This window comes from Stenomitos rutilans (assembly GCF_059505485.1).
In genome coordinates, this window is record NZ_JCACKR010000062.1 from 68,502 (window position 1) to 87,482 (window position 18,981).

At 49.5% G+C, this 18,981-nt stretch carries 14 protein-coding genes, 1 tRNA gene and 3 pseudogenes; 8 read left to right on the top strand and 10 right to left on the bottom strand.

What is annotated here, in order from left to right; translation table 11 throughout:
• Positions 1-26: 26 nt before the first annotated feature.
• Positions 27-362: a photosystem II reaction center protein Psb28 gene (gene psb28 / locus AC5JLP_RS11075; RefSeq protein ID WP_496067996.1), complete on the top strand. Its 336-nt coding sequence runs from the start codon at positions 27-29 to the stop codon at positions 360-362.
• A 40-nt stretch (positions 363-402) separates the two neighbouring features.
• Positions 403-915, top strand: a complete 513-nt coding sequence (locus tag AC5JLP_RS11080; protein ID WP_496067997.1) for a MogA/MoaB family molybdenum cofactor biosynthesis protein — start codon at positions 403-405, stop codon at positions 913-915.
• Between the two features lie 260 nt (positions 916-1,175).
• On the opposite strand, the gene ctpB is transcribed toward AC5JLP_RS11080, so the two are convergent.
• Positions 1,176-2,498 carry a carboxyl-terminal processing protease CtpB gene (ctpB, locus tag AC5JLP_RS11085; RefSeq protein WP_496067998.1) on the bottom strand — a complete coding sequence of 441 codons (1,323 nt, stop codon included), beginning with the start codon at positions 2,496-2,498 and terminating at the stop codon, positions 1,176-1,178.
• Between the two features lie 481 nt (positions 2,499-2,979).
• On the opposite strand from ctpB, the gene AC5JLP_RS11090 reads away from it, so the two are divergent.
• A complete protein-coding gene (locus tag AC5JLP_RS11090) occupies positions 2,980-3,804 on the top strand; it encodes a hypothetical protein (RefSeq protein WP_496067999.1) in 825 nt (274 codons plus the stop codon).
• 568 nt (positions 3,805-4,372) lie between these two features.
• A complete protein-coding gene (gene alr / locus AC5JLP_RS11095) occupies positions 4,373-5,575 on the top strand; it encodes an alanine racemase (protein WP_496068000.1) in 1,203 nt (400 codons plus the stop codon).
• 207 nt (positions 5,576-5,782) lie between these two features.
• Here the strand turns inward: alr and AC5JLP_RS11100 are convergent, their stop codons facing one another.
• Positions 5,783-6,202 (bottom strand): Tery_1686 family protein, encoded by a 420-nt coding sequence (locus AC5JLP_RS11100; protein WP_496068001.1) that lies wholly within the window; start codon positions 6,200-6,202, stop codon positions 5,783-5,785.
• A gap of 457 nt (positions 6,203-6,659) precedes the next feature.
• Between AC5JLP_RS11100 and AC5JLP_RS11105 the strand changes: the two genes are divergently transcribed.
• Together AC5JLP_RS11105 and AC5JLP_RS11110 are read left to right on the top strand one after the other, a co-directional pair.
• On the top strand, positions 6,660-7,799 hold the full coding sequence (locus AC5JLP_RS11105) for a murein hydrolase activator EnvC family protein (protein ID WP_496068002.1): 1,140 nt from the start codon (positions 6,660-6,662) through the stop codon (positions 7,797-7,799).
• A 171-nt stretch (positions 7,800-7,970) separates the two neighbouring features.
• Positions 7,971-8,043, top strand: a tRNA-Arg gene (locus AC5JLP_RS11110).
• Between the two features lie 174 nt (positions 8,044-8,217).
• On the opposite strand, the pseudogene tnpC reads toward AC5JLP_RS11110, so the two are convergent.
• From tnpC to AC5JLP_RS11130, 4 genes and pseudogenes are all read right to left on the bottom strand, one after another.
• A pseudogene (gene tnpC / locus AC5JLP_RS11115) lies at positions 8,218-9,200 on the bottom strand (IS66 family transposase).
• Between the two features lie 702 nt (positions 9,201-9,902).
• Positions 9,903-11,621 carry an ABC-F family ATP-binding cassette domain-containing protein gene (locus tag AC5JLP_RS11120; protein ID WP_496068003.1) on the bottom strand — a complete coding sequence of 573 codons (1,719 nt, stop codon included), beginning with the start codon at positions 11,619-11,621 and terminating at the stop codon, positions 9,903-9,905.
• A 692-nt stretch (positions 11,622-12,313) separates the two neighbouring features.
• Positions 12,314-12,595 (bottom strand): ACP S-malonyltransferase, encoded by a 282-nt coding sequence (locus AC5JLP_RS11125; protein ID WP_496068004.1) that lies wholly within the window; start codon positions 12,593-12,595, stop codon positions 12,314-12,316.
• Between the two features lie 110 nt (positions 12,596-12,705).
• Complete coding sequence (locus tag AC5JLP_RS11130; RefSeq protein ID WP_496068005.1) at positions 12,706-13,080, bottom strand: DUF433 domain-containing protein; 375 nt, start codon at positions 13,078-13,080, stop codon at positions 12,706-12,708.
• Positions 13,081-13,599: 519 nt separating this feature from the next.
• On the opposite strand from AC5JLP_RS11130, the pseudogene AC5JLP_RS11135 reads away from it, so the two are divergent.
• A pseudogene (locus AC5JLP_RS11135) lies at positions 13,600-14,526 on the top strand (IS110 family RNA-guided transposase); the annotation flags it as partial.
• Positions 14,527-14,810: 284 nt separating this feature from the next.
• Here AC5JLP_RS11135 and AC5JLP_RS11140 read toward each other — a convergent pair.
• The gene (locus AC5JLP_RS11140; RefSeq protein ID WP_496068006.1) at positions 14,811-15,368 is read right to left on the bottom strand and encodes an Rpn family recombination-promoting nuclease/putative transposase; all 558 of its coding nucleotides are present in this window, start codon (positions 15,366-15,368) and stop codon (positions 14,811-14,813) included.
• A 152-nt stretch (positions 15,369-15,520) separates the two neighbouring features.
• Here AC5JLP_RS11140 and AC5JLP_RS11145 point away from each other — a divergent pair, with 152 nt between their 5' ends.
• Complete coding sequence (locus AC5JLP_RS11145) at positions 15,521-16,693, top strand: transposase (RefSeq protein WP_496068007.1); 1,173 nt, start codon at positions 15,521-15,523, stop codon at positions 16,691-16,693.
• Between the two features lie 125 nt (positions 16,694-16,818).
• Here AC5JLP_RS11145 and arr read toward each other — a convergent pair.
• The 3 genes and pseudogenes from arr to AC5JLP_RS11160 form a co-directional block, all read right to left on the bottom strand.
• Positions 16,819-17,196 (bottom strand): annotated as a pseudogene (gene arr / locus AC5JLP_RS11150) (NAD(+)--rifampin ADP-ribosyltransferase); the annotation flags it as partial.
• Between the two features lie 698 nt (positions 17,197-17,894).
• Positions 17,895-18,512 (bottom strand): hypothetical protein, encoded by a 618-nt coding sequence (locus AC5JLP_RS11155; RefSeq protein WP_496068008.1) that lies wholly within the window; start codon positions 18,510-18,512, stop codon positions 17,895-17,897.
• 211 nt (positions 18,513-18,723) lie between these two features.
• The coding region (locus AC5JLP_RS11160) for a hypothetical protein (RefSeq protein ID WP_496068009.1) at positions 18,724-18,981 on the bottom strand (258 nt) is incomplete at its 5' end.

The window sequence follows — 18,981 nt, forward strand, 5'->3', positions numbered from 1 at the left end:
CCCAATACATGTGCTGACTGAGAACTATGGCTCGAATTCAATTTTCTAGAGGTGTTGACGAAGAGGTCGTGCCTGACGTGAGCTTGACCCGTGCCCGCGACGGTAGCAACGGCAAAGCGATCTTCTACTTCCAAAATCCGAAAGCGCTCAGTGGCACCAGCACTGACAGCATTACCGGGATGTACCTGGTGGACGAGGAAGGAGAGCTTGTCACCCGCGAAGTCAATGCCAAGTTTATTAATGGTCAGCCAGAAGCTTTAGAAGCCACATATGTTATGAAATCGGCTGCTGAGTGGGATCGCTTTATGCGCTTTATGCAGCGGTATGGTGAAGATCACGGGCTAGAGTTCAGCAAATCCTGACGCCCAAAACGCGCTTAACGCTTAAAAATAGCAACACACGATGGCAGTCATTCCCCATCCTGACACTGGTGCTGTAGCGATTCACTGTGCGGTGATTACCGTCAGTGACACCCGCACGCCTGAAACCGATCGCAGCGGCCAGCTAGTCCAACAACTGTTGCAAGAGGCTGGGCATGAGCTGCTTGCCTACACCATTGTCAAAGATGATCCACCACAGATACAGGATCAGCTTGAGCAGTTGAGCCAGCAAGCAACCCTAGAGGCCATCATTGTCAACGGTGGCACGGGCATTGCCCCCAGGGACACCACTTACGACGCGATCGCCCTGCTTCTAGAAAAAACGCTACCTGGCTTTGGCGAACTCTTTCGCTGGCTCAGCTATCAAGACATCGGCTCACGGGCGATCGCGTCACGGGCGATCGCAGGCGTCTTCCGGGGTCGGCTCGTGTTCTCAGTCCCTGGCTCTACTGGCGCGGTACAGCTTGCCATGCAGACGTTGATCTTGCCAGAGCTACAGCACCTTGTCAGCCAGCTTCGCACCGAAAATCGCTAGTGCGTCAGGGATAGGCAGAAGGCAAGGGAAGCAGAGGAGACAGGGGGCAATTCGCAACTCAAAACTTCTACGCTAACCGCTGATAGCTGACGGCTAAAGGCAGAAGGCTACTTTATCATTAGTCCTTTGCTCGTTACGGTGTGTTTTAACCAGCGGGCGTACCGTCATACGATCGTCCCTTAAAGCAACTGCGCCACCCTTGGATGATCTCCTGGTATGGCGCAGTTGTTTGTTTTAGTTTGGCGCTATGACTGGCGCTATTACTTCTGAGTTTGATTGGCCTGTTGCATCGTTGTTGGAGCCGCCGTTGGCGTTCCAGCTACCTTTTGTAAGGTGGTCAGCGCAGTGGCGTATTGGGGATCGTCTTTTGTTGCGACCAGCTTAGGATTTGAAGCGAGCTTTTGACGCTGCTCATCGCTTAGATCGATTTTGATATCTGGTGTGATCCCTTTGTGGCTAATATCCGTTCCCTTGGGCGTGTAGTAATGGGCGATCGTCACCGCTAGCCCTGATCCATCTGAAAGGGAATGCACCGACTGTACCAGCGCTTTACCAAAGGTTTGGCTACCAACGACTGTAGCGCGACCATTATCTTTTAAGGCACCCGTTAGAATCTCACTAGAGCTAGCTGAGTTACCATCCACCAATACGGCCATTGGCAACTTCGTCAAGGCGGTGCGGTTGTTTGAGATCTCTTCGCTATTGCCTTTGCGATCGACCGTCCGCACAATGTCTCCTTTGTCCATCCACATGCGGCTAATGTCAATACTGGCTTGCAGTAGCCCACCTGGATTCCCACGCAGGTCTAATACGTAGCCGTCCACTTTCTGGTTGCCCAAATCCTGGATCGCCCGACGCATTTGATCCGCCGCGTGAGCACTGAACTCATTCAACCGGATGTAGCCAACTCGTCGTGGGCCTTCTTGCTTCAGCGAATAGCGCACAGTAGGCAGTTCGATGCGGGCACGGGTCAGCGCCAGCATGGAGTTTTCTTTACCTTGCCGCCCGATTTCGAGCTTAACCTTGCTGCCAACATCACCCCGAATCAGGTTTGAGGCATCTTCAACCGTCATCCCTTTTGTTTGCTTCCCGTCGATCGACACAATTTGATCCCCGGCTAGAATCCCTGCTTTGAGGGCGGGAGAGTTTTCGATCGGTTCAACGACCGTCAGCACTTTGGTCTTGTCATCAACTTCCAGCCGGATACCAACACCAGAAAGCTCGCCAGATGTCTGGTTGCTGAGCGCTTCATACTGCTTAGGATCCATGAAACGGGTGTAGGGATCATTGAGCTTTTCTAACGCGCCTCTCAGAGCGACGTAGGCCTGTTCGCGCGATGAGTAGTTTTTGCCCAGCAGTGACTTGCGAACCTCTTGCCAATCAGTCTGGTTAAAGGTGCCATCAACGTACTCACGATTGACAATCTGCCAAGCCTCATCAATGACGGTTTTAGGGCTTTCTTGCAGTGCTGCACGAACACGGCTCAAACCGGGGCCAAACAGTGAAACAGCCGCTGTGGTAGCGACAGCCCCACCACAGAGAGCAACTTGAAACAGTGGAAAGCGCTTTGAGGGTCGGTTCATTGCGGATTAAAGATAAATGAAGTGGCTTAGAAACTGAGACAAAATAGGCGTTAAAAGCAGTCAGGGCAGCTTGAGACGATCGATATGACGGACTACATTCATTCGGCTGCAACCAGAAACCTCGACATTCCCAACTGGCGATACGTTCAGCATATCCAGACAATCTAGTAACCGTCCATCGCAAAGGTGACAGTTTAACCAGCTTGCTGAACACGACACCCACGACCATACCAGCACCCTGGCGAAGTTTAGATTTAAATCTTTTAGCCAATCTAACCGAATCTCAATAAATTGGCATAGGGGTAATTCAGTTAACTTTGCTAAATCTAAATCTTACGTAATGTTGCTTTGCGTAAAGTTTTGTTGAAAAGCGCATGGCGTCCGTCTAAGAGCGGGACAACTAAGCATGGAAACCTAACTGCTTGGCCCTTTAAAGAGACGAAAGGAGCAGCGGTACGCTAGAGACGCAGCCGTAAATAAGATGAGTGCAAACGACTCCGTAATCAAAGACGCCAAACTTCAGTCAAGGTGGTTGCCCTCACTCTTGGGTGGCGCGATCGCGATCGCGTCTTTAACAGGCGTTATCTTTATGCAGCGATCACAGCTCACTCGACCCTCCTTGTGGTCTTCTGACCCAAAGCAGGCAGAACAGCAAGAAGCTGTCAAGCTACGTCTGCTAAAGCAACTACCCGCCTTTGGGTTTGACAACCTCGTCGCTGATTGGACATTTCTAAACTTTTTACAGTATTACGGTGACAACGAAGTGCGCGCCAAGACCGGGTACGCGCTCAGCCCTCAATATTTCGACATCATTACGCACTTAGACCCACGCTTCGTAGATGTTTATTTATTCCTTTCAGGTAGCATTTCGTACCAATTGGGTGAGCCAAAAGTTGCTGTGACGTTGATGGATCGCGGCACAGCAGCCTTGTCACCCCAAATTACACCGAAGGCTTTTCAGGTTTGGCGCTTCAAAGGGCTGGATCAACTACTATTGCTGGGCAATGTTCCCGGTTCAATCCACTCGCACGAGATGGCAGCACAATGGGTGCAGGGAACGCCTTACCAAGCACTGACACCTCTCTTTGAGCAAACGGCCGTGTTTTTGCGTCGAGATCCCAACAGTGTGCCCGTCCGATTTCAAGCGTGGACATCCATCTACTATCAAGCTGCTGCTGTAAGTGATAGGACGACTCAAGCGCGCGCAAAACAGGAAATCTTGTCCTTAGGCGGGCAGATGAGCCTGAAGGATGGGCAGGCCGTCTTTGCTCTACCGGAGCACGCGCCGTCAGGACAACGTAAGTAGTGTGAGCAGAAGGCAAAAGGCAAAAGAAGTTGTTGGTCGTTAGTTTTTAGTTGTTAGAAAGAAGCTGATGGCTGATATTAACTCGGCGACAAAAGCTCTGACACAGCTTGTAGGGTGCTCGGCATTCAAGAAAAGCGGTCGTGTAACGCACCAAAGCTCTACTTATGGTATGTAGGGTGCTTTACCTAACGTACCCTACGCAATCAAGTCGCAATTCTAACAATGTAGGAACACACATTGTCGGGTTAATAGCTGACTGCTTAATCATCGGTAAGCATCGCTTTGATTGACGCATTCTGCTGAGTTTCGATCGCATGCTGTTTTGCAAGTCACTAAAAACTGTTAAGGTTTTGGTCATTTATTGTTAAATGATCAGCTATTAGCAGTCAGCGATCGGCGGTCAGCAAGGCAGAGCATAAAACATCTGTGTCAGAACATAGGCGGCTGGTCGCTTCTGACTTTCGCGTCGCCGCTTGAATGATCATTTGAGCGACAAAGCTTATGGCTAAAGGCCGAAAGCTGAGTGTTGACCGCTGATCGCTTTTGTGGTGTAAGAGGAGTCGATCACATGTTGAGTTGGGAACAAAGTCCAAGTGTGGCGTTGATGCGGCAAGAGCGGGCGTGGGTTGAGGTGAATTTAAGCGCGATCGCCCATAACGTTCGGCAACTCCGCCGTTTTTTGTCTGCCCAAACAGCGCTCATGGCCGTTGTTAAGGCAGATGCCTATGGACACGGAGCGACAACCGTTGCTCAGACAGTCTTGCAGGCTGGGGCAACCTGGTTGGGCGTTGCTACGATTCCAGAGGGGATCGAGTTGCGTGAGGCAGGCGTTCAAGCGCCGATACTGGTGCTGGGTGCAAACCATACGTCAGAGCAAATTCGGGCGATCGCGCACTGGAAGCTTCAGCCAACTCTCTGCACGCCGCGTCAAGCACTTGTCTTTTCTGAAGTTTTAGCGGCTTCACCGCAGCATTGCCCGTTACCCGTTCACCTCAAGCTGGACACAGGTATGTCGCGTCTTGGTACCCCGTGGCAGGAAGCCGCCGCCTTTGTAAAACTGGTGCAGCATCTGCCAAACTTGACGATCGCCAGCGTTTATTCCCATCTGGCAACCGCAGAAGATTCCAATCGGACTATTGCCAAACAACAGCAGCAGCGCTTTGAAACAGCCGTTGCGCAGATCAAAGCCTGGGGACTGCATCCACCCTGCTTGCATTTAGCAAATTCTGGTGGCACCTTGTCTGATCCCACTTTTCACTACGATATGGTAAGAGTCGGCTTAGCAATTTATGGTCTCTATCCCGCTGCTCATCTGAGCACCACGATTACACTCAAACCTGCTTTACAGGTAAAAGCCAGAGTTACTCAAGTGAAGGCAATTCCAGCCGGAACAGGGGTTAGTTACGGGCATCGGTTTGTAGCAGAGCGGGAAATGCAAATTGCAGTGGTGGCGATCGGCTATGCTGATGGCATCCCTCGCAACCTATCCAACAAAATGGATGCGCTTGTAAAGGAACAGCGCGTGTCTCAAATCGGCGCAGTAACGATGGATCAAATCATGCTGGATGTTAGCGCTGTGCCCGACTTAGAGGAAGGTGAAGTGGTCACGTTACTGGGGCAAGACGGTAATCAGTCGATCGCTGCTGATGACTGGGCCGCCACACTCGGCACGATTTCATGGGAAATTCTCTGCGGTTTTAAGCATCGGTTGCCAAGAATTGCGATTGGTCAAGCCCTGCAAGATTCGGTGAGCCGATGCTTGGAAGGTTGAGGGAGGGGGCGAGAAGGAGCAGGGGAAGCAAGGGGAGCAGGGGGGACTTTGAGTTAATTGAGCGGTCAGCTTCTGCCTTCTGCCTTTTGTCTTCTACCCCCTGCCTTCTGCTATCACTAGTCAGCTATCAGCGGTCAGCGTTCTTCTAAAAACCAACTACCAACTACTAACAACCAACAACTTCTCTAGCCTCCTGCCTTCTGCCCTTTAACAACTAAACAATGCCAAAACGTTCCGAAGAAACGCCTTTAGTTTCTCTCCCATTTCTGGTGTGGGGTAGTTAGCGCCTTCAAACGCCCACTGGTCAACCGTTGACAACCACCATTGCTTGCCACGATGGTCAAAACCTGCGATTTCAGCACCGATCGCGCGTCTTTCTCCTGTTTGTAGATCGTTGTAGAAGCGAATTTGCAGCAAGAGACTGCGGCTTTGGAGCAACCGTGAAAAGCCAGGAAAATGAAACCCAATGTCGATCGACTCTGGATCTACCAATTCTTGCGTATCGGGATCGCTGACCCAGGGTTTCAAATCTGATTTCGCATCGGGGAACTCAGCTTTGAAGAGATTTACGGCGGCGGCAATCTTGCTAGTCGTTTCCAAAGACGTTGCCTGTTCGGCTGCATTCATTTTTGATTCTTTTGTTGCAACAAAGACAAAAGCCAGGAAGGGTAAGAATTCGTGACAGGTTAACTTCAAAATTATTCACAAATTGCAAAAATTTTCAAGGGCTAGCGGTAAGTGCTTGATGTTCAATAATGAGTCCTCGTTGCCCGCCCTCCAACATTGGGGCTTTACTAGCCCGTCGCTGTCGCGCAAGCGTAAACGCCTTAAAGGCAAAGTTACTGCGGCCATCACAGGCTATAGGCTATTGGGTACAAAGCGGATGGAGCTGTTGCCCTCTGCACCTAGCTCAAACCAAACTGACTACGGCTAGAAAACCACGATCGCAGAATTTTTTCTCACTTTGCGCTTGCTCAAACCGCCATTGTGGTCATAATGGTGTCTTGTTTGCTTACTCTGCCGGTTCCTGGGAATGTTGCTGTGGTTTCTTGAGACAAGTGAAAGGCTGATAGCGAAGCTCAACTTGGCTTCCCGACTGCTGGCAGGTTTCTTTTGCCTCTTTCTTTTGGTTGGCATTCTCACAGTAAGCCAGCCGTCAAGCGCACAGAGTGATTCAGTCAAAGACCTACAGCGGCGGCAGGAGCAAATTGACCAGCAGCGATCGCAAATTTCTAAAGAGCACGATCGCCTGAAGAATCTGGAAAAAGCCGCACAGGGAAATCTTCAAGGGTTACGCCAGGGCATCAAAGCTACCGCTAGCCAAATTAAAGCCAGTGAAGCCCAACTGCAAACGGCCACCACCCAACTACGATCATTAGAAGTCTCGTTAGTCAAAGCAGAACAGCTCTATCGCCAAAAGCAGTTTTCAACGGTGGCACGGCTCCGCTTTCTGCAACGACAGCAGCTCGATCGCGGGTGGGCTGTGTTACTGCAAAGCCAAAATTTGAACGATTTTCTCGATCGCCGCCATCAACTTAAGCAATTGTACAAAGCCGATCAACAGCTACTGAGTAGTTTCAAGCAAGAAACCGATCGCATCGACCAACAACGCGACCAGGTTGAACAACAGAAGAACCAAATTGCTCTACTCAAACAACAGCTTCTGGCCCAAAAAGCAGAATTTGAAGCGCAAGCAAGCTCTCAGCAAACGATGATCGAACGGTTACGGAGCGATCGACGCGCCCTGGAAGCCGCCGAGACTCAACTACTACAAGACTCCCGCAACATTGGACTGCTCATTCAACAGCGGGTTGGCAGCGGCGGCATTGCCTTTCGCGGTACGGGGCAAATGATCGTGCCCTGCCTGGGTGAAATCACGAGCGGGTTTGGTTGGCGAATGCATCCCATTCTAGGCTACCAGCGCTTTCACTCAGGGCTTGACTTTGGTGCTGACTACGGCACGACTATTAATGCTGCCGACAGCGGCACTGTCATTTTCGCAGGCTGGTATGGAGGTTATGGCAATGCGGTCATCATTGACCACGGTGGAGGTATCACTACACTATATGGTCACACCAGCGAAATCTACGTTTCGGAAGGGCAGACGGTGCAGCGCGGACAAGCGATCGCGGCTGTTGGCTCGACTGGCCTTTCGACTGGCCCTCACCTCCACTTTGAAGTCCGGCAAAACGGTGATCCGGTTGATCCAGCTGCGTACCTTTGAAGGGATGAGAGTAGACGGATGAGGGATGAGTAATGTAAGACCAGCATCAGCTCTATAAACTGCTTAGGGCTAAAACATTGGCTGACGGCTATTCTTCACCTGTCTCAAAGGTTTCATCCCTCATCCCTCATCCTTCATCCTTTCTCAGGTGCTATACTCTCGAAAGAACGAGGGCATGTAGCTCAGTGGATAGAGCATCAGGTTCCGGTCCTGAGGGTCGGGGGTTCGAATCCCTCCATGCTCGTAGCATGTCGTTTGACTCAATAAGTGTCGTTGTTGACAAATTTTTGTCGCTCCGACACTTTTTTGTCGTTTGCTATACTGCTGTCGCTCAAAATTTCATTGACACGCTAGCCGTCGTTTATTAGTCGATGTGATTGCATCTAAATCCTTGCTTAGAACCTGATGCTCTATCCTTTCAATCCTCTCTAAACTTATAATTGCTCAACCCAGGCCAATCGAATTGATGTGAGGTAAGGGCACGGGAAATGGCATCAAAGGCAGAAATGCCCTGACGCTTTGCAGTGTTAACCAGCGAGCGCACCTGAGCGAATAACTCCGCTCCCCAATCTGAGCGGAAACCGTTGGTCACCTTGCGCAAGATCACACTCCAACGCAACGCCTGCTCACTGGCATTATTGGTTGGCGGGATGGTCTCATCGGTCAAAAACAATAACAGATGAGCGCGAATCTTCTGATAGCGTTTGAGCAACCGCTGTCCCTCGGCTGCTTTGGGTTGCAGATTCAAAATCTCGCGCAGTGAACCGCGCGATCGAGCGCAATATTGCTCGACGGTTGAAGCAGCCAAGGTGTGTCGTCGTCGTTGCAGGGCAATGGCTTTGAGGAAAAGGCGTTTCATCCGTGGCGCAAACAACCCCTCGCCCGCATCAATGGCATACTGATAATCTCGCAGTTGATGCGCCAGACACACTTGCCAGTCCTGCGCTGGATGCGCGGCTTGGGCACTAAATAGCTCAGACACCCAAATTTGCGGTTGATGCCCAGCCATCACGCTATCGATGACCGTTTTGCCACGCGTGGGACAAATCACATGCAAACATACCTGGTCATTTTGAAACACCCATTCCCACTGGTTCTTTCCATTCACCCGTGCTCCCGTCTCATCACTGCCAACTAGACGAGCACTGCGTAGACGCTCCACAATCTTGGATACAGGGTTTCGAGTTGAACTTGCACCCGTCGCAGCAGATTGGCTATCGCTCCTTCCGACAGGTTGAGACCGTAAAGCTCGCTCATCAATTGGCTCAGCCGTTGATAGCTGATGGCATGGCTGTAGCGCAGATAGGTCACTAGAGTTGCGACACTAGTGCCAAAGGGAGACCCTGGCTCCAAGCCGCTTGGAACAGGCGCTTCATACGCCTTTTGGCAACACCCACACATCCCGCCATAGCGTTCGACTCGGGTGATGACAGGGGTGATCTGGGGTAATTCAATGCGCTCGTAAATCCCGCTTAGACGCTGTGCCGATGGGTCAACTTCGGCTCCACAGTGGGGACAGCTTCTGGCTTGAGCAAGCACTACTTGATCCGGTTGTTGGCTCAATTCCCGCCCGCCGTTACAGTGGCTCTCCGTTTCCTCGGCATTAAGAGAAGTGAACTGAGCACTGCTCTGATGGGGCTTGAAGCCCTTAGACGGAGGCAAACTCGAATTGCGCAAAGTCTTCCTAACTCGCTTTTGCTTCAGCTTTTCGAGTTCTGCTCGTAGACTTTGCAGCTCTTACCACAGCCCTCCAATCAGGGCATCCTTTTCGGCATGGCTCAGTCCATCAAGCAGGGGCAGGTCTTTCATGGCAAAAGCTTACCATCTTCTGCCAAAGCCGTGCTTAGGTCCACTGGGTTGAGCAATTACCTAAACTTAATAGCTTTTAAGCCTTTATTTCCCGCTTTAGGCCCTTTATTCTGCTACACAAATCTTACGGGATGTCTGGGTTGAAGATGGTAGTTTTGATTGCTTTATGCCTCTAATTGGTGAGTCTGACAGGTCATTAGTGAAGGTATCAGCGATGCTGAATTCTATTCACGATCGCTGCGGGTGGCGACTTTAATGCAATCGCACGCCATACGCCATGAAGAAGGCTCCCTGTCAAGCTTTCGTTTGCGCTTTTTTAGCCTTTTCTTTTTCCTTTTGTTTAGCGCGTTTGGCAGCGGCTTTGGCTTCTTTTTCGGCTTCGATCGCTGCTAATTTTGTCTTATCTTTTTCTTCAGCAATCTTATCAAGATAGTAGTGATAATCGCCGCGATAAAGGATTAATTCACCATCGCGAATTTCGACAATTTTGTTGGCAACCTGGGAGATGAAATAGCGATCGTGCGACACGATAATCACCGTGCCATCGTAGTGTTGCAACGCTTCTTCAAGCATCTCCTTGGCAGGAATATCAAGGTGGTTCGTCGGCTCATCCAAAATCAAGAGATTCGCGGGTTGAAGGAGCATTTTGGCGAGGGCGAGTCGTGCTTTTTCGCCGCCGCTGAGGGACTCGACTTTCTTAAAGGCAGAATCACCACTGAAAAGAAAGCGTCCCAACAAAGTACGGACTTCTTCGTTCGTCCATTTGGGCACTTCGTCGTGGATGGTTTCCATCACGGTTTTTTGCAAATCGAGCGCTTCAGCCTGATTTTGCTCGAAGTAGCCAGGAAGGACATTGTGGTCACCGATTGTGACCGTGCCTTCGGTGGGTTTTTCCATGCCCATCATCAGGTGCAGCAGGGTGGACTTACCCGCACCATTCGGGCCTAAAAAGGCAACACGATCGCCCCGCTCTAGCAGCAGGTTTGCGTCCAAAAACAGAATTTTGTCGCCATAGGTGTGGGTCAGATTTTTGATTTCCACCACTTCGCGACCACTGCGAGGCGAAGGTGGAAAGCGGAAGTGAAGCGTTCTCATGCCACCATCGGGTGTTTCAAGGCGCTCAATTTTATCGAGCTGCTTTTCGCGGCTTTTGGCCTGAGTGCTGCGGGTGGCGCTGGCACGGAAGCGATCAACAAACGCCTGCTGCTTCTCCAGTTCTTTCTGCTGCCGCTCGTAAGCGCTGAGTTGGGCATCCCGCATTTCTTCCTTCTGCTGAAGGTAGGCGGAATAGTTGCCCAGGTAGGTCGTCGAAACGCCGCGCTCGGTTTCGACGATTTGCGTGCAGAGGCGATCAAGAAACTCACGATCGTGAGAGACAATGACCATCGGTGTAGACAGACCTTTAAGGTAGGTTTCTAGCCACTCAATGGTTTCCAAGTCTAAGTGGTTGGTCGGCTCGTCCAGCAGCAGCAAATCGGGCTTCTGCAGCAAGATCTTGCCCAAACTCATCCGCATCTGCCAACCACCGCTAAAGGCACTCACAAGCCGATCGCCATCCTCCAGGTCAAACCCCAGTTCTGGCATGATTTTCTCAATGCGAGCATCCAACCCGTAGCCATCCATCGCTTCAAATCGCCGCTGCAAGCGATCCATTTGATGGATGAGGTCGTCTAAGGCTTCGGGTGGTGCAGTTTCCATGTTCCGATGGACTTCAGCCAGCGCGACGTGGACATCATTTGCTTCGCCAAACGCCCGCCAAAATTCTTCGCGCACGGTACGAGTGGGGTCTACTTCAAATTCTTGGGTCAGGTAGGCAATGTGCAGACTGGCTGGGCGAATGATTTCGCCTGCGGTGGGTTCGGTTTCGCCTGCAATGATTTTGAGCTGCGTCGATTTTCCGGCACCGTTCACGCCGACTAAGCCAATGCGATCGCCGGGTTTGACTTCCCAGTTGATGTCTTTTAGCACTTCGCCAGTCGGATAAATTTTGCTGACGTGCTCCAGTCGCAACATGGGGAATCTCCAAAGAAAGTCGAGTTAAGGGTCTGGGATGACTGTAACAAAATTTAATCGTACATGGTTAGGGAACCCTACAACGATTTCCAGGGATGTGGATGCTTACACGCACCACAACTATTCAGTATTTACACTTATGTTTTGGTGTGCTTTACGATAACCTGGTGAGGCAGTTAACAGATAATAGATATAGAGGTTAGACTGAAAAAATTCAGGCAGCAGTAGACGCAAAGCAAAAGAAACTTCATTAAGCTTCTAAGCAACTTAACCGAATGAGTTTAAAGTATAAAGCGACACTTGAGGCTGTGCAAGATCGAACTGAGTTCTAGCCAGCGTTGAGTCCATCTCCTTAAGCTTGACAAGTATTATCACGTCGAGCTTGTTATGTCAGAACCAGGCAATACCCTTTCCACTGCTCCATTAATTGCTGTGAACCCCGTTCACCCAACGCGAGTAACCTCTCGACTCCACGAAAAGACTCTGTACGGTCGGTGTGTACGGGCATTGTTACACTGCGATCGGTTGCCTAAAACATGAGCGTGGTGCGTTCTCAGAAATCTATCAGTGGAGTAGCAATTGCATTAAGGAACGCACCCCACAAGATCGACGATCGCACTCAACAGTCGGTTGCATTGGGATTGTTATGCCGTGTTTCCTATCAGCGTGAACGAGAGTATTAATGTGTAAGATTATGGAATGAAGATTCGTCTCGCGCCAAGGTAGGCATCGATATCAAGTACGATTTCAATCAGGCTTTCAACACACCGCCCTCGGTATTCGGAATCATTCAAAAGCCGATCCGCATTGCTAACCGTAATGACAGGCAACGATTCTGAAGTGTTTTCTTTACGCATGACCTGCTCCAGCGAATCTTTTCCTTTCATGCTGCGGTTGGCAGTCAGCAAAAGCATCTGATTCTCTTGGGCAAGTCGCCAAACTATCCTGTCATCGCTATCAATCAATAAATTCATTTCGTCAAATGTGAAAAACTGAACCGGGACGTTATCCAACTACCCTTGAGATGCGATCGCACTAAAGAGCACCAAAGCATGACTTTTGAGATTGTGATCGACCAGAAAAATCACACTTTGGATTCGCGCTTTGCTTTAACCGCCCGAAGTTTTTCCCAAGCGGCTTCAGTTCCAGGCTTTGGAGGTTTGACTGCGCTTCGGGCAACTCGCTCACGCTTTTGCTCTTCGTAGTATTGTCGAAGTGCTTCAGTTTCTTGAAGAACTTGCTGGTACTCAGCCTCCACCTCTGCGCGATGAATTTCAATGTAAGCTAGCGCCACATTAATTTGCTCTTCCGTCAGGTCAAATAAGCCCTGAATAAACTTAGGTGGATATTGAGCCGTCACATAGCTCATCACTTTATAGAGAGTGATGCGTGTACCTGCGATCGTTAATCCTCGTTCTGTCCGAACAATCGCACTCCTTGCATTAGATGCTGAAGACATATCGATCCCTTCTAGAATCTACCTTCACACTGCCTCTGACTTTAAGTAGGGTAATCAAAGCTTTCTGTTTGCAGCAGCAGTTTTGTAGAATGAACGACCACTTCGATTCTACGGGGAATCAGAGCAATCGAGGGGTTTCGGTTTTGCCTCCAAGACTCTCTATCGGTTAAAGCGTCGATCATCCGTCCTAATGCTACTTCAACCTGAATCAAATTTACTTACTGTTGTGATGTCCAAATGATTGGTGCGTTTGCTTATTAGTAACGCCCCCTTGTCTCTTCAGAACTAGGCAACCCGTCGCACCCTTGGTGCATCAAACACCGCTCTGTAGCCAGGGGGCCTGGATTTTTAAGACGCGCGTGGCAATCCAGTTGCACCCAGGTGCTCGACCTCGTTCGGTCGCCCTCGGAGCCACGCGACTTGCCCAATGACACGAACTCGAACAAGCGCTGGAGAGTGAGATCTCGCATGTGCAAGGACGAGTGGTCAAAGGGACAACCACACCATACCTCAGCATCAATGCGGACACTCGCAACAACATGGGTCGGCATTGATGGGAGTCCAAACAGCCTGGATGGATAGCTTTTGCCTCAAGGGGCAACCTTCCAGGTAGCCAACACCGAAGCGGGAGTGGCGGAACTCATTGCCCAGTTAAAGCCAACTCCACCCCACCTGGTTGTGGTTGAATCCACTGGGGGCTTAGAGCGAACCCTCGTTTAGGAACTGCAACAGGCGGCGATACCCGGTGCAATCGCCAATCCTCGAACAGTGAAAGGGTTTGTAGTAGCGCTCGGCAAAGCCAAGACCGACCAATTGGATGCCGAAGTGATGGCCCGCTTTGCTCAAAGCGTCAACCTGCAACCCCAACCGCTGATTGCCGCATCAGCTCAACAATTGAGTGACCTGATGCACCGTCGTCAGCAATTGGTGGCAATCCAAGTGGCTGCGAAGAATCGTCTGGCTCGGGCCTCAAAGCCGGTTCGATCTGACATCGAAGACCATCTCAAACAACTGAAGCACCGCATTGAGTCATTGAATCAGCAAATTCAAACCCTCGAACAACAGCAAGCCGACTGGCAGCGCAAAGACAAGATTTTGCAGTCAGTCAAGGGCATCGGTCCGCTCACAGCTGCCCTCTGTCTGGTGGAACTGCCCGAACGCGGCAAGCTCAGTGAAAAACAGCTCGCTCAGTTGGTTGGCGTTGCCCCCATCAACCATGACAGCGGTAAACACAAGGGTAAGCGCGTGATCGCAGGCGGACGTACTCACGTTCGCTGTGGCTTGTACATGGCAACCGTGGTCGCAACTCGCCACAACCCGGTGATTTGAGACTGCTATCAACGCTTGCTCGCCAAAGGCAAACTCAAACTGGTTGCCAAAGTTGCTTGTCTGCAAAAGCGACTGGTCATTCTCAACGCCCTGCTCCGCGACAACCAACTTTGGCAAGTCCGGTTTAGTCCTGTTGCTGGACAAGTCAGTCAGTCAACCCAACGGACATCCCAGCCCTCCTATTGTCATGCGTGTTTAGAGTGCACTACCTTCTTCTCAATGCCTCTTGACTTTCAAGACAATCGCTACAAGAGCGGCGATCGCGATGGCGATCGGATTGTTTAACGTTCCCAATCAACGGCGACGAGAAAGCTAGAAACGAAGCGCGAAGACTTTGCTCGTCCGCTGCATTGGGGTTGTTATGCCGTTTTTACGATCAACTCTCCGTACATCGATCAACTTCAGCTTTGTGCGGAGCCGTTGAGTTGTTGCTGAAGTTGTTGCACTTCTTCGATCGATAAGCCTGTAGAAGGAGCAATGATATCGATTGCTACTCCTCTACGCAGCAGATTGAGCGCGATCGCCCGCGTCTTTTCTTCCTCAGCTTCTCTCCAGATTGAACGATAAACAGTGGATTCTTGCATGATGTCTCTCCGCAATATGTGATAAATCACGTCGTCTTTTAATTTTAACCCGGCTAAAATCCCTGATGCTGCTACCAAATTTGCCTGAGTTGTTGGGTCTGCAATCTGATCGATCCGTCGTGCTGCTTGCCGTAACGTTTCCTCTGTATCCGCACTTTGTCCCAGACTCGCGAAGGGAATCAACCCTGGGTATTGCAGAAATAGGGAGGCAGGTTGCTCCCAGATTCTGACCACCTCAAACTCATGGCGCGTGTTTTCCATCTCAAAGCTGGTCTGATCCACTCGCTCGGATGCAGTTTGCTTTAGGTAAATCACGATTTGCCGCATCGGTTTAGTTGGATCTTTGCGATACCCGCGCACACGGTAGTCCAGCATCCGAAATGGAACGCTATCCTTGGGCAGTGTTTGAAACCTGATTGACTGACACAAGTAGGGTTCTAACAGTCAGAAAGCTTTCTGGGAGGGAGTTTCAAAGAGAGAAAAGGAAGAGGCGTAAGCTGTTGTCAAAGCAAAAATGAACGACAGCCATGAAACACACCTCTAGACTTTATGATGCACTGTTAGCTTTTATCGGTCAATGTGCCTGGTCGGACCAACGTCATGCCTATGTGCTGGTTTGGATGGTCATTGGAGTCATTTATGAAGGCAGCGTGAACCTGACGCGCTGGTTAGCGCACGTCCAAACCTCAGCTCAACAGGCTCAGGGTACGCAACGCCGATTTTCGCGCTGGCTTCATAACTGCCGAATTCATCCGACTCATGTCGATAGCCCCTTGATTCAAACTGCGCTAGCTGGGTGGAAAGATCACGTCTTGTACCTGAGTTGCGATACGACGATGCGGTGGGATACCTTCTGCGTGATTCGTTTATCCGTCGTCTATCGAGGACGAGCCATTCCCGTGATCTGGCGCGTGTTAGAGCATGGCAGTAGCAGTGTGAAATTCATCGTCTACCGGGATTTACTCAACAAAGCGTCTTGTCTACTTGCGGTCGGGGTCAAGGTTGTTTTCTTGGCTGACCGTGGGTTTGTGGATCATCAGTTGCTGCGGTACTTGAAGTTGGAATTGGGCTGGCACTACCGCGTTCGCGTCAAGTCTGCTGCCTGGGTCTATCGCGACGGCAAAGGCTGGCAGCAGTTGAATCAGTTTCATCTCGGTGCAGAGCAAGCCGTGATGGTTCAAAACGTCAAACTGCACAAAGGCAATTCCGTGGATGGAGTGTATTTAGCCTTAGCCCGTGAAAACCAAACGGGACAACTCTGGTTGGTTGTGAGTTCCGAACCCACGACGGTGCAAACTTTACGTGAATATGGCTTGAGATTCGACATTGAGGAGAGTTTTCTGGATGATAAGTCCAATGGCTTTGAGTGGGAGCATGCGGGACTGCGCTGTGCACCTGCACTCTCGCGGCTATGTTTGGTGAGTGCGGTGGCGACGTTATTTCTGACTTTGCAGGGGACAGCCGTTGTGGCTGCGAAACGGCGGCGTTGGGTTGACCCGCATTGGTCTCGCGGCATGAGTTACTTCAAGATTGGTTGGAATTGGGTCAAAACGGCGCTCACTCGTGGATGGAAGCTCTGCTCGCTCTACTCCCTCGCTTCTAATCGCGACCCTGACCCAGAAAAGGCTTCTAAGCCTCAATTTGAATGGCGTACATATCGCTTTGAGTTTCAAGTTCAGTCTTTTGACTACGCCACTTGATATTTGTGTCAGTCAATCAGGACTCAGCGACATAACGTTCCGCCTTACCCGCCGCTAGTGACCGTTTGAACTCAATAAAAAGACTCCAAACGGTCGGGTGCAGGCGGATTGTTATGTGGCGATAATTAATTAATAATTTCTCCTTTGTGATTGACCAACTTTTCACGCCATTTTTGGAGTTCCTCAGGTGTTTGTCTCACCCAATCTGTCACTTCGCCAACGATTTTTAATGGTGTTTGAGAGCGATATGAGCGTGTCGGATTGCCCGGAAATTTTTTGTCTGTAACATTCGGGTCATTTTCAAAAACCCCTGTTGGTTCAACGATATAAACACGTTCACGTCCATCGCCTTTTGCTAATGCAGCAGCTAGTCCCGCTCCACTGGTAAAGGCTGTAAAATAAATGTGATTCATTTTGAGTTCAGATTTGTAATTAGAATTGCCCCCTGCTGACAGCAAATCGCCAACCGACAAATCTGCTTTCGTCCCATGATAAAAAGGTCCTGTGTCAGAAGGTTTATCTTTAAACGAAGCTGCTAATTCATAATTCTTTTTTGCCTTGCTAGGGTCGCTTAAGTCCTCATAGCATTGAGCAATGTTTGAATATAGAGAAGGGAAAGCACTCTTGACAGAGTCATTATTCATCTTTAATGCAAACTGCAAAGCCGTTTCAAGCCATTTTAATTTGTCAGCAACATTTTTTTGATGTCGGGCTACATAATGAGCTGAAATAAATTTTTCAAAGTCGTACGTCGCTTCGTTCCAGGCTTGAAGAAATAGTCCACTTGCTTCTTCAGGTTTGCCTTTTTCTTCCATGCCCATACCTTGAAGACAAAGTTTAACAACATTGTTGCTTGGGTTGAATTCCATAATAATTTTGTCTCCTAATTATTGAAATGTCGCCGTATTCTAGACAATTACTAGAGAGCAAATAGCGAGTTGTTAAGTATTGAAATACACAAAAAATTGGCGATGGATTCGACTATAAACATAGCCCATCAAAACTTGCTAGTTATGCTTCAATCAAGAACTTACGACTACTTAGAGATCTCAACCTGAAGATACCTCCTCAGTACGCCCTCACCGACAACCAAAGCTACATAACGTTCCTGGTCAGCGGTTGCCGAGATCTTCGCAACACCATAAGAGGCTTAGGTCAATCCGCTGCACCAGGGTTGTTATGCGGCGATCGCTACCGTTTTTCATATTGGTATAACCTTAAGATTGTGACGTTCTTGAAAAGATGCTAACTCAAAAGCCTGATTATTACGGTTGCGGATAGCATTAAATTCTTTCCTTGAAGGCTCGTCATCAAGTTTGAGTCTTATCCAGCTATCTCTAATCTCTATTTTAATAATTTCTTTTTGGTAACATTCAAGATTTGTCAGAACCATACTTGTCAGGTTTGAATAAGCCAATCTAGTAAAATCGTCGTCAGTTATAACAAGGATTGGATTCGCTTCAGTTTCGCCACAAATTGCCAAATGAAGCCATCTTTCAGACTCCCAAAACATAACTAGCTTTGGAATGTTTATTCGTTGTTCAAGAAAACTATTTGACTCAGAAGTATATTGAATTGCAGTTTTTAGAGGCATTATGCGTAGAGGTTCATCAAAATGACAGGGTGTCAAAAAAATCCCGCTATCATTTGTCCATTGATAGAACTCTCTGATCTCTTGAGTAACTTGACTTGGAAGTTTTCCTAACAGGTCGTCGATCTCCTCTGTGGTTAGTCCTGGAACTATAGAGTCTGCCAATCCTGGATGATTCTGCCATAACCAATATTCCAGTTGTTCAAGTGCTTCGATTAAACCTGTCATTTATCCACCTTCTTCAAATTCAGCCTTTGTAAGAACTTCCCTGCATGAATATTGCTGTGGAGAGTTATGAAGTAGCACTTAGCAGGGGTTCAAGCCGCATAACGGCTCTGGTCAGCGGTTGCCAACTTCTTTAGCAGTGCACCAGGGGATTTCGTCAATCCGCTGCACCAGAATTGTTGTACTGCTGACAACACAATCAACTTTAACGTGATCATGAGTCGCGTAGCCCTTGATGGACTCGACGATCACCAGTCATCACCACCACTGTTTGCCTGATTGCAGTGACTCGCCACTCCCCCTCAATTTGAATTAACTGATGATCATAATTTCCCGCTGTATCCAGTCGGTCTTGCCCTAGTTCACAAGTGGGATTGAGTCGATAAATGCGATATGCTGACCGACACTGAGCATAGTCGGTAGTCCTAAAGGTGTAAGGATAGCTAACCTCTAGCTTGAGCAGGGTAAAGCG

Excerpts from the sequence above, each read along its gene's own strand:
- psb28 (WP_496067996.1), top strand. The coding sequence starts at position 27 with ATGGCTCGAATTCAATTTTCTAGAGGTGTTGACGAAGAGGTCGTGCCT.
- AC5JLP_RS11080 (WP_496067997.1), top strand. The coding sequence starts at position 403 with ATGGCAGTCATTCCCCATCCTGACACTGGTGCTGTAGCGATTCACTGT.
- ctpB (WP_496067998.1), bottom strand. The coding sequence starts at position 2,498 with ATGAACCGACCCTCAAAGCGCTTTCCACTGTTTCAAGTTGCTCTCTGT.
- AC5JLP_RS11090 (WP_496067999.1), top strand. The coding sequence starts at position 2,980 with ATGAGTGCAAACGACTCCGTAATCAAAGACGCCAAACTTCAGTCAAGG.
- alr (WP_496068000.1), top strand. The coding sequence starts at position 4,373 with ATGTTGAGTTGGGAACAAAGTCCAAGTGTGGCGTTGATGCGGCAAGAG.
- AC5JLP_RS11100 (WP_496068001.1), bottom strand. The coding sequence starts at position 6,202 with ATGAATGCAGCCGAACAGGCAACGTCTTTGGAAACGACTAGCAAGATT.
- AC5JLP_RS11120 (WP_496068003.1), bottom strand. The coding sequence starts at position 11,621 with ATGTTGCGACTGGAGCACGTCAGCAAAATTTATCCGACTGGCGAAGTG.
- AC5JLP_RS11125 (WP_496068004.1), bottom strand. The coding sequence starts at position 12,595 with ATGAATTTATTGATTGATAGCGATGACAGGATAGTTTGGCGACTTGCC.
- AC5JLP_RS11130 (WP_496068005.1), bottom strand. The coding sequence starts at position 13,080 with ATGTCTTCAGCATCTAATGCAAGGAGTGCGATTGTTCGGACAGAACGA.
- AC5JLP_RS11140 (WP_496068006.1), bottom strand. The coding sequence starts at position 15,368 with ATGCTGGACTACCGTGTGCGCGGGTATCGCAAAGATCCAACTAAACCG.
- AC5JLP_RS11145 (WP_496068007.1), top strand. The coding sequence starts at position 15,521 with ATGAAACACACCTCTAGACTTTATGATGCACTGTTAGCTTTTATCGGT.
- AC5JLP_RS11155 (WP_496068008.1), bottom strand. The coding sequence starts at position 18,512 with ATGACAGGTTTAATCGAAGCACTTGAACAACTGGAATATTGGTTATGG.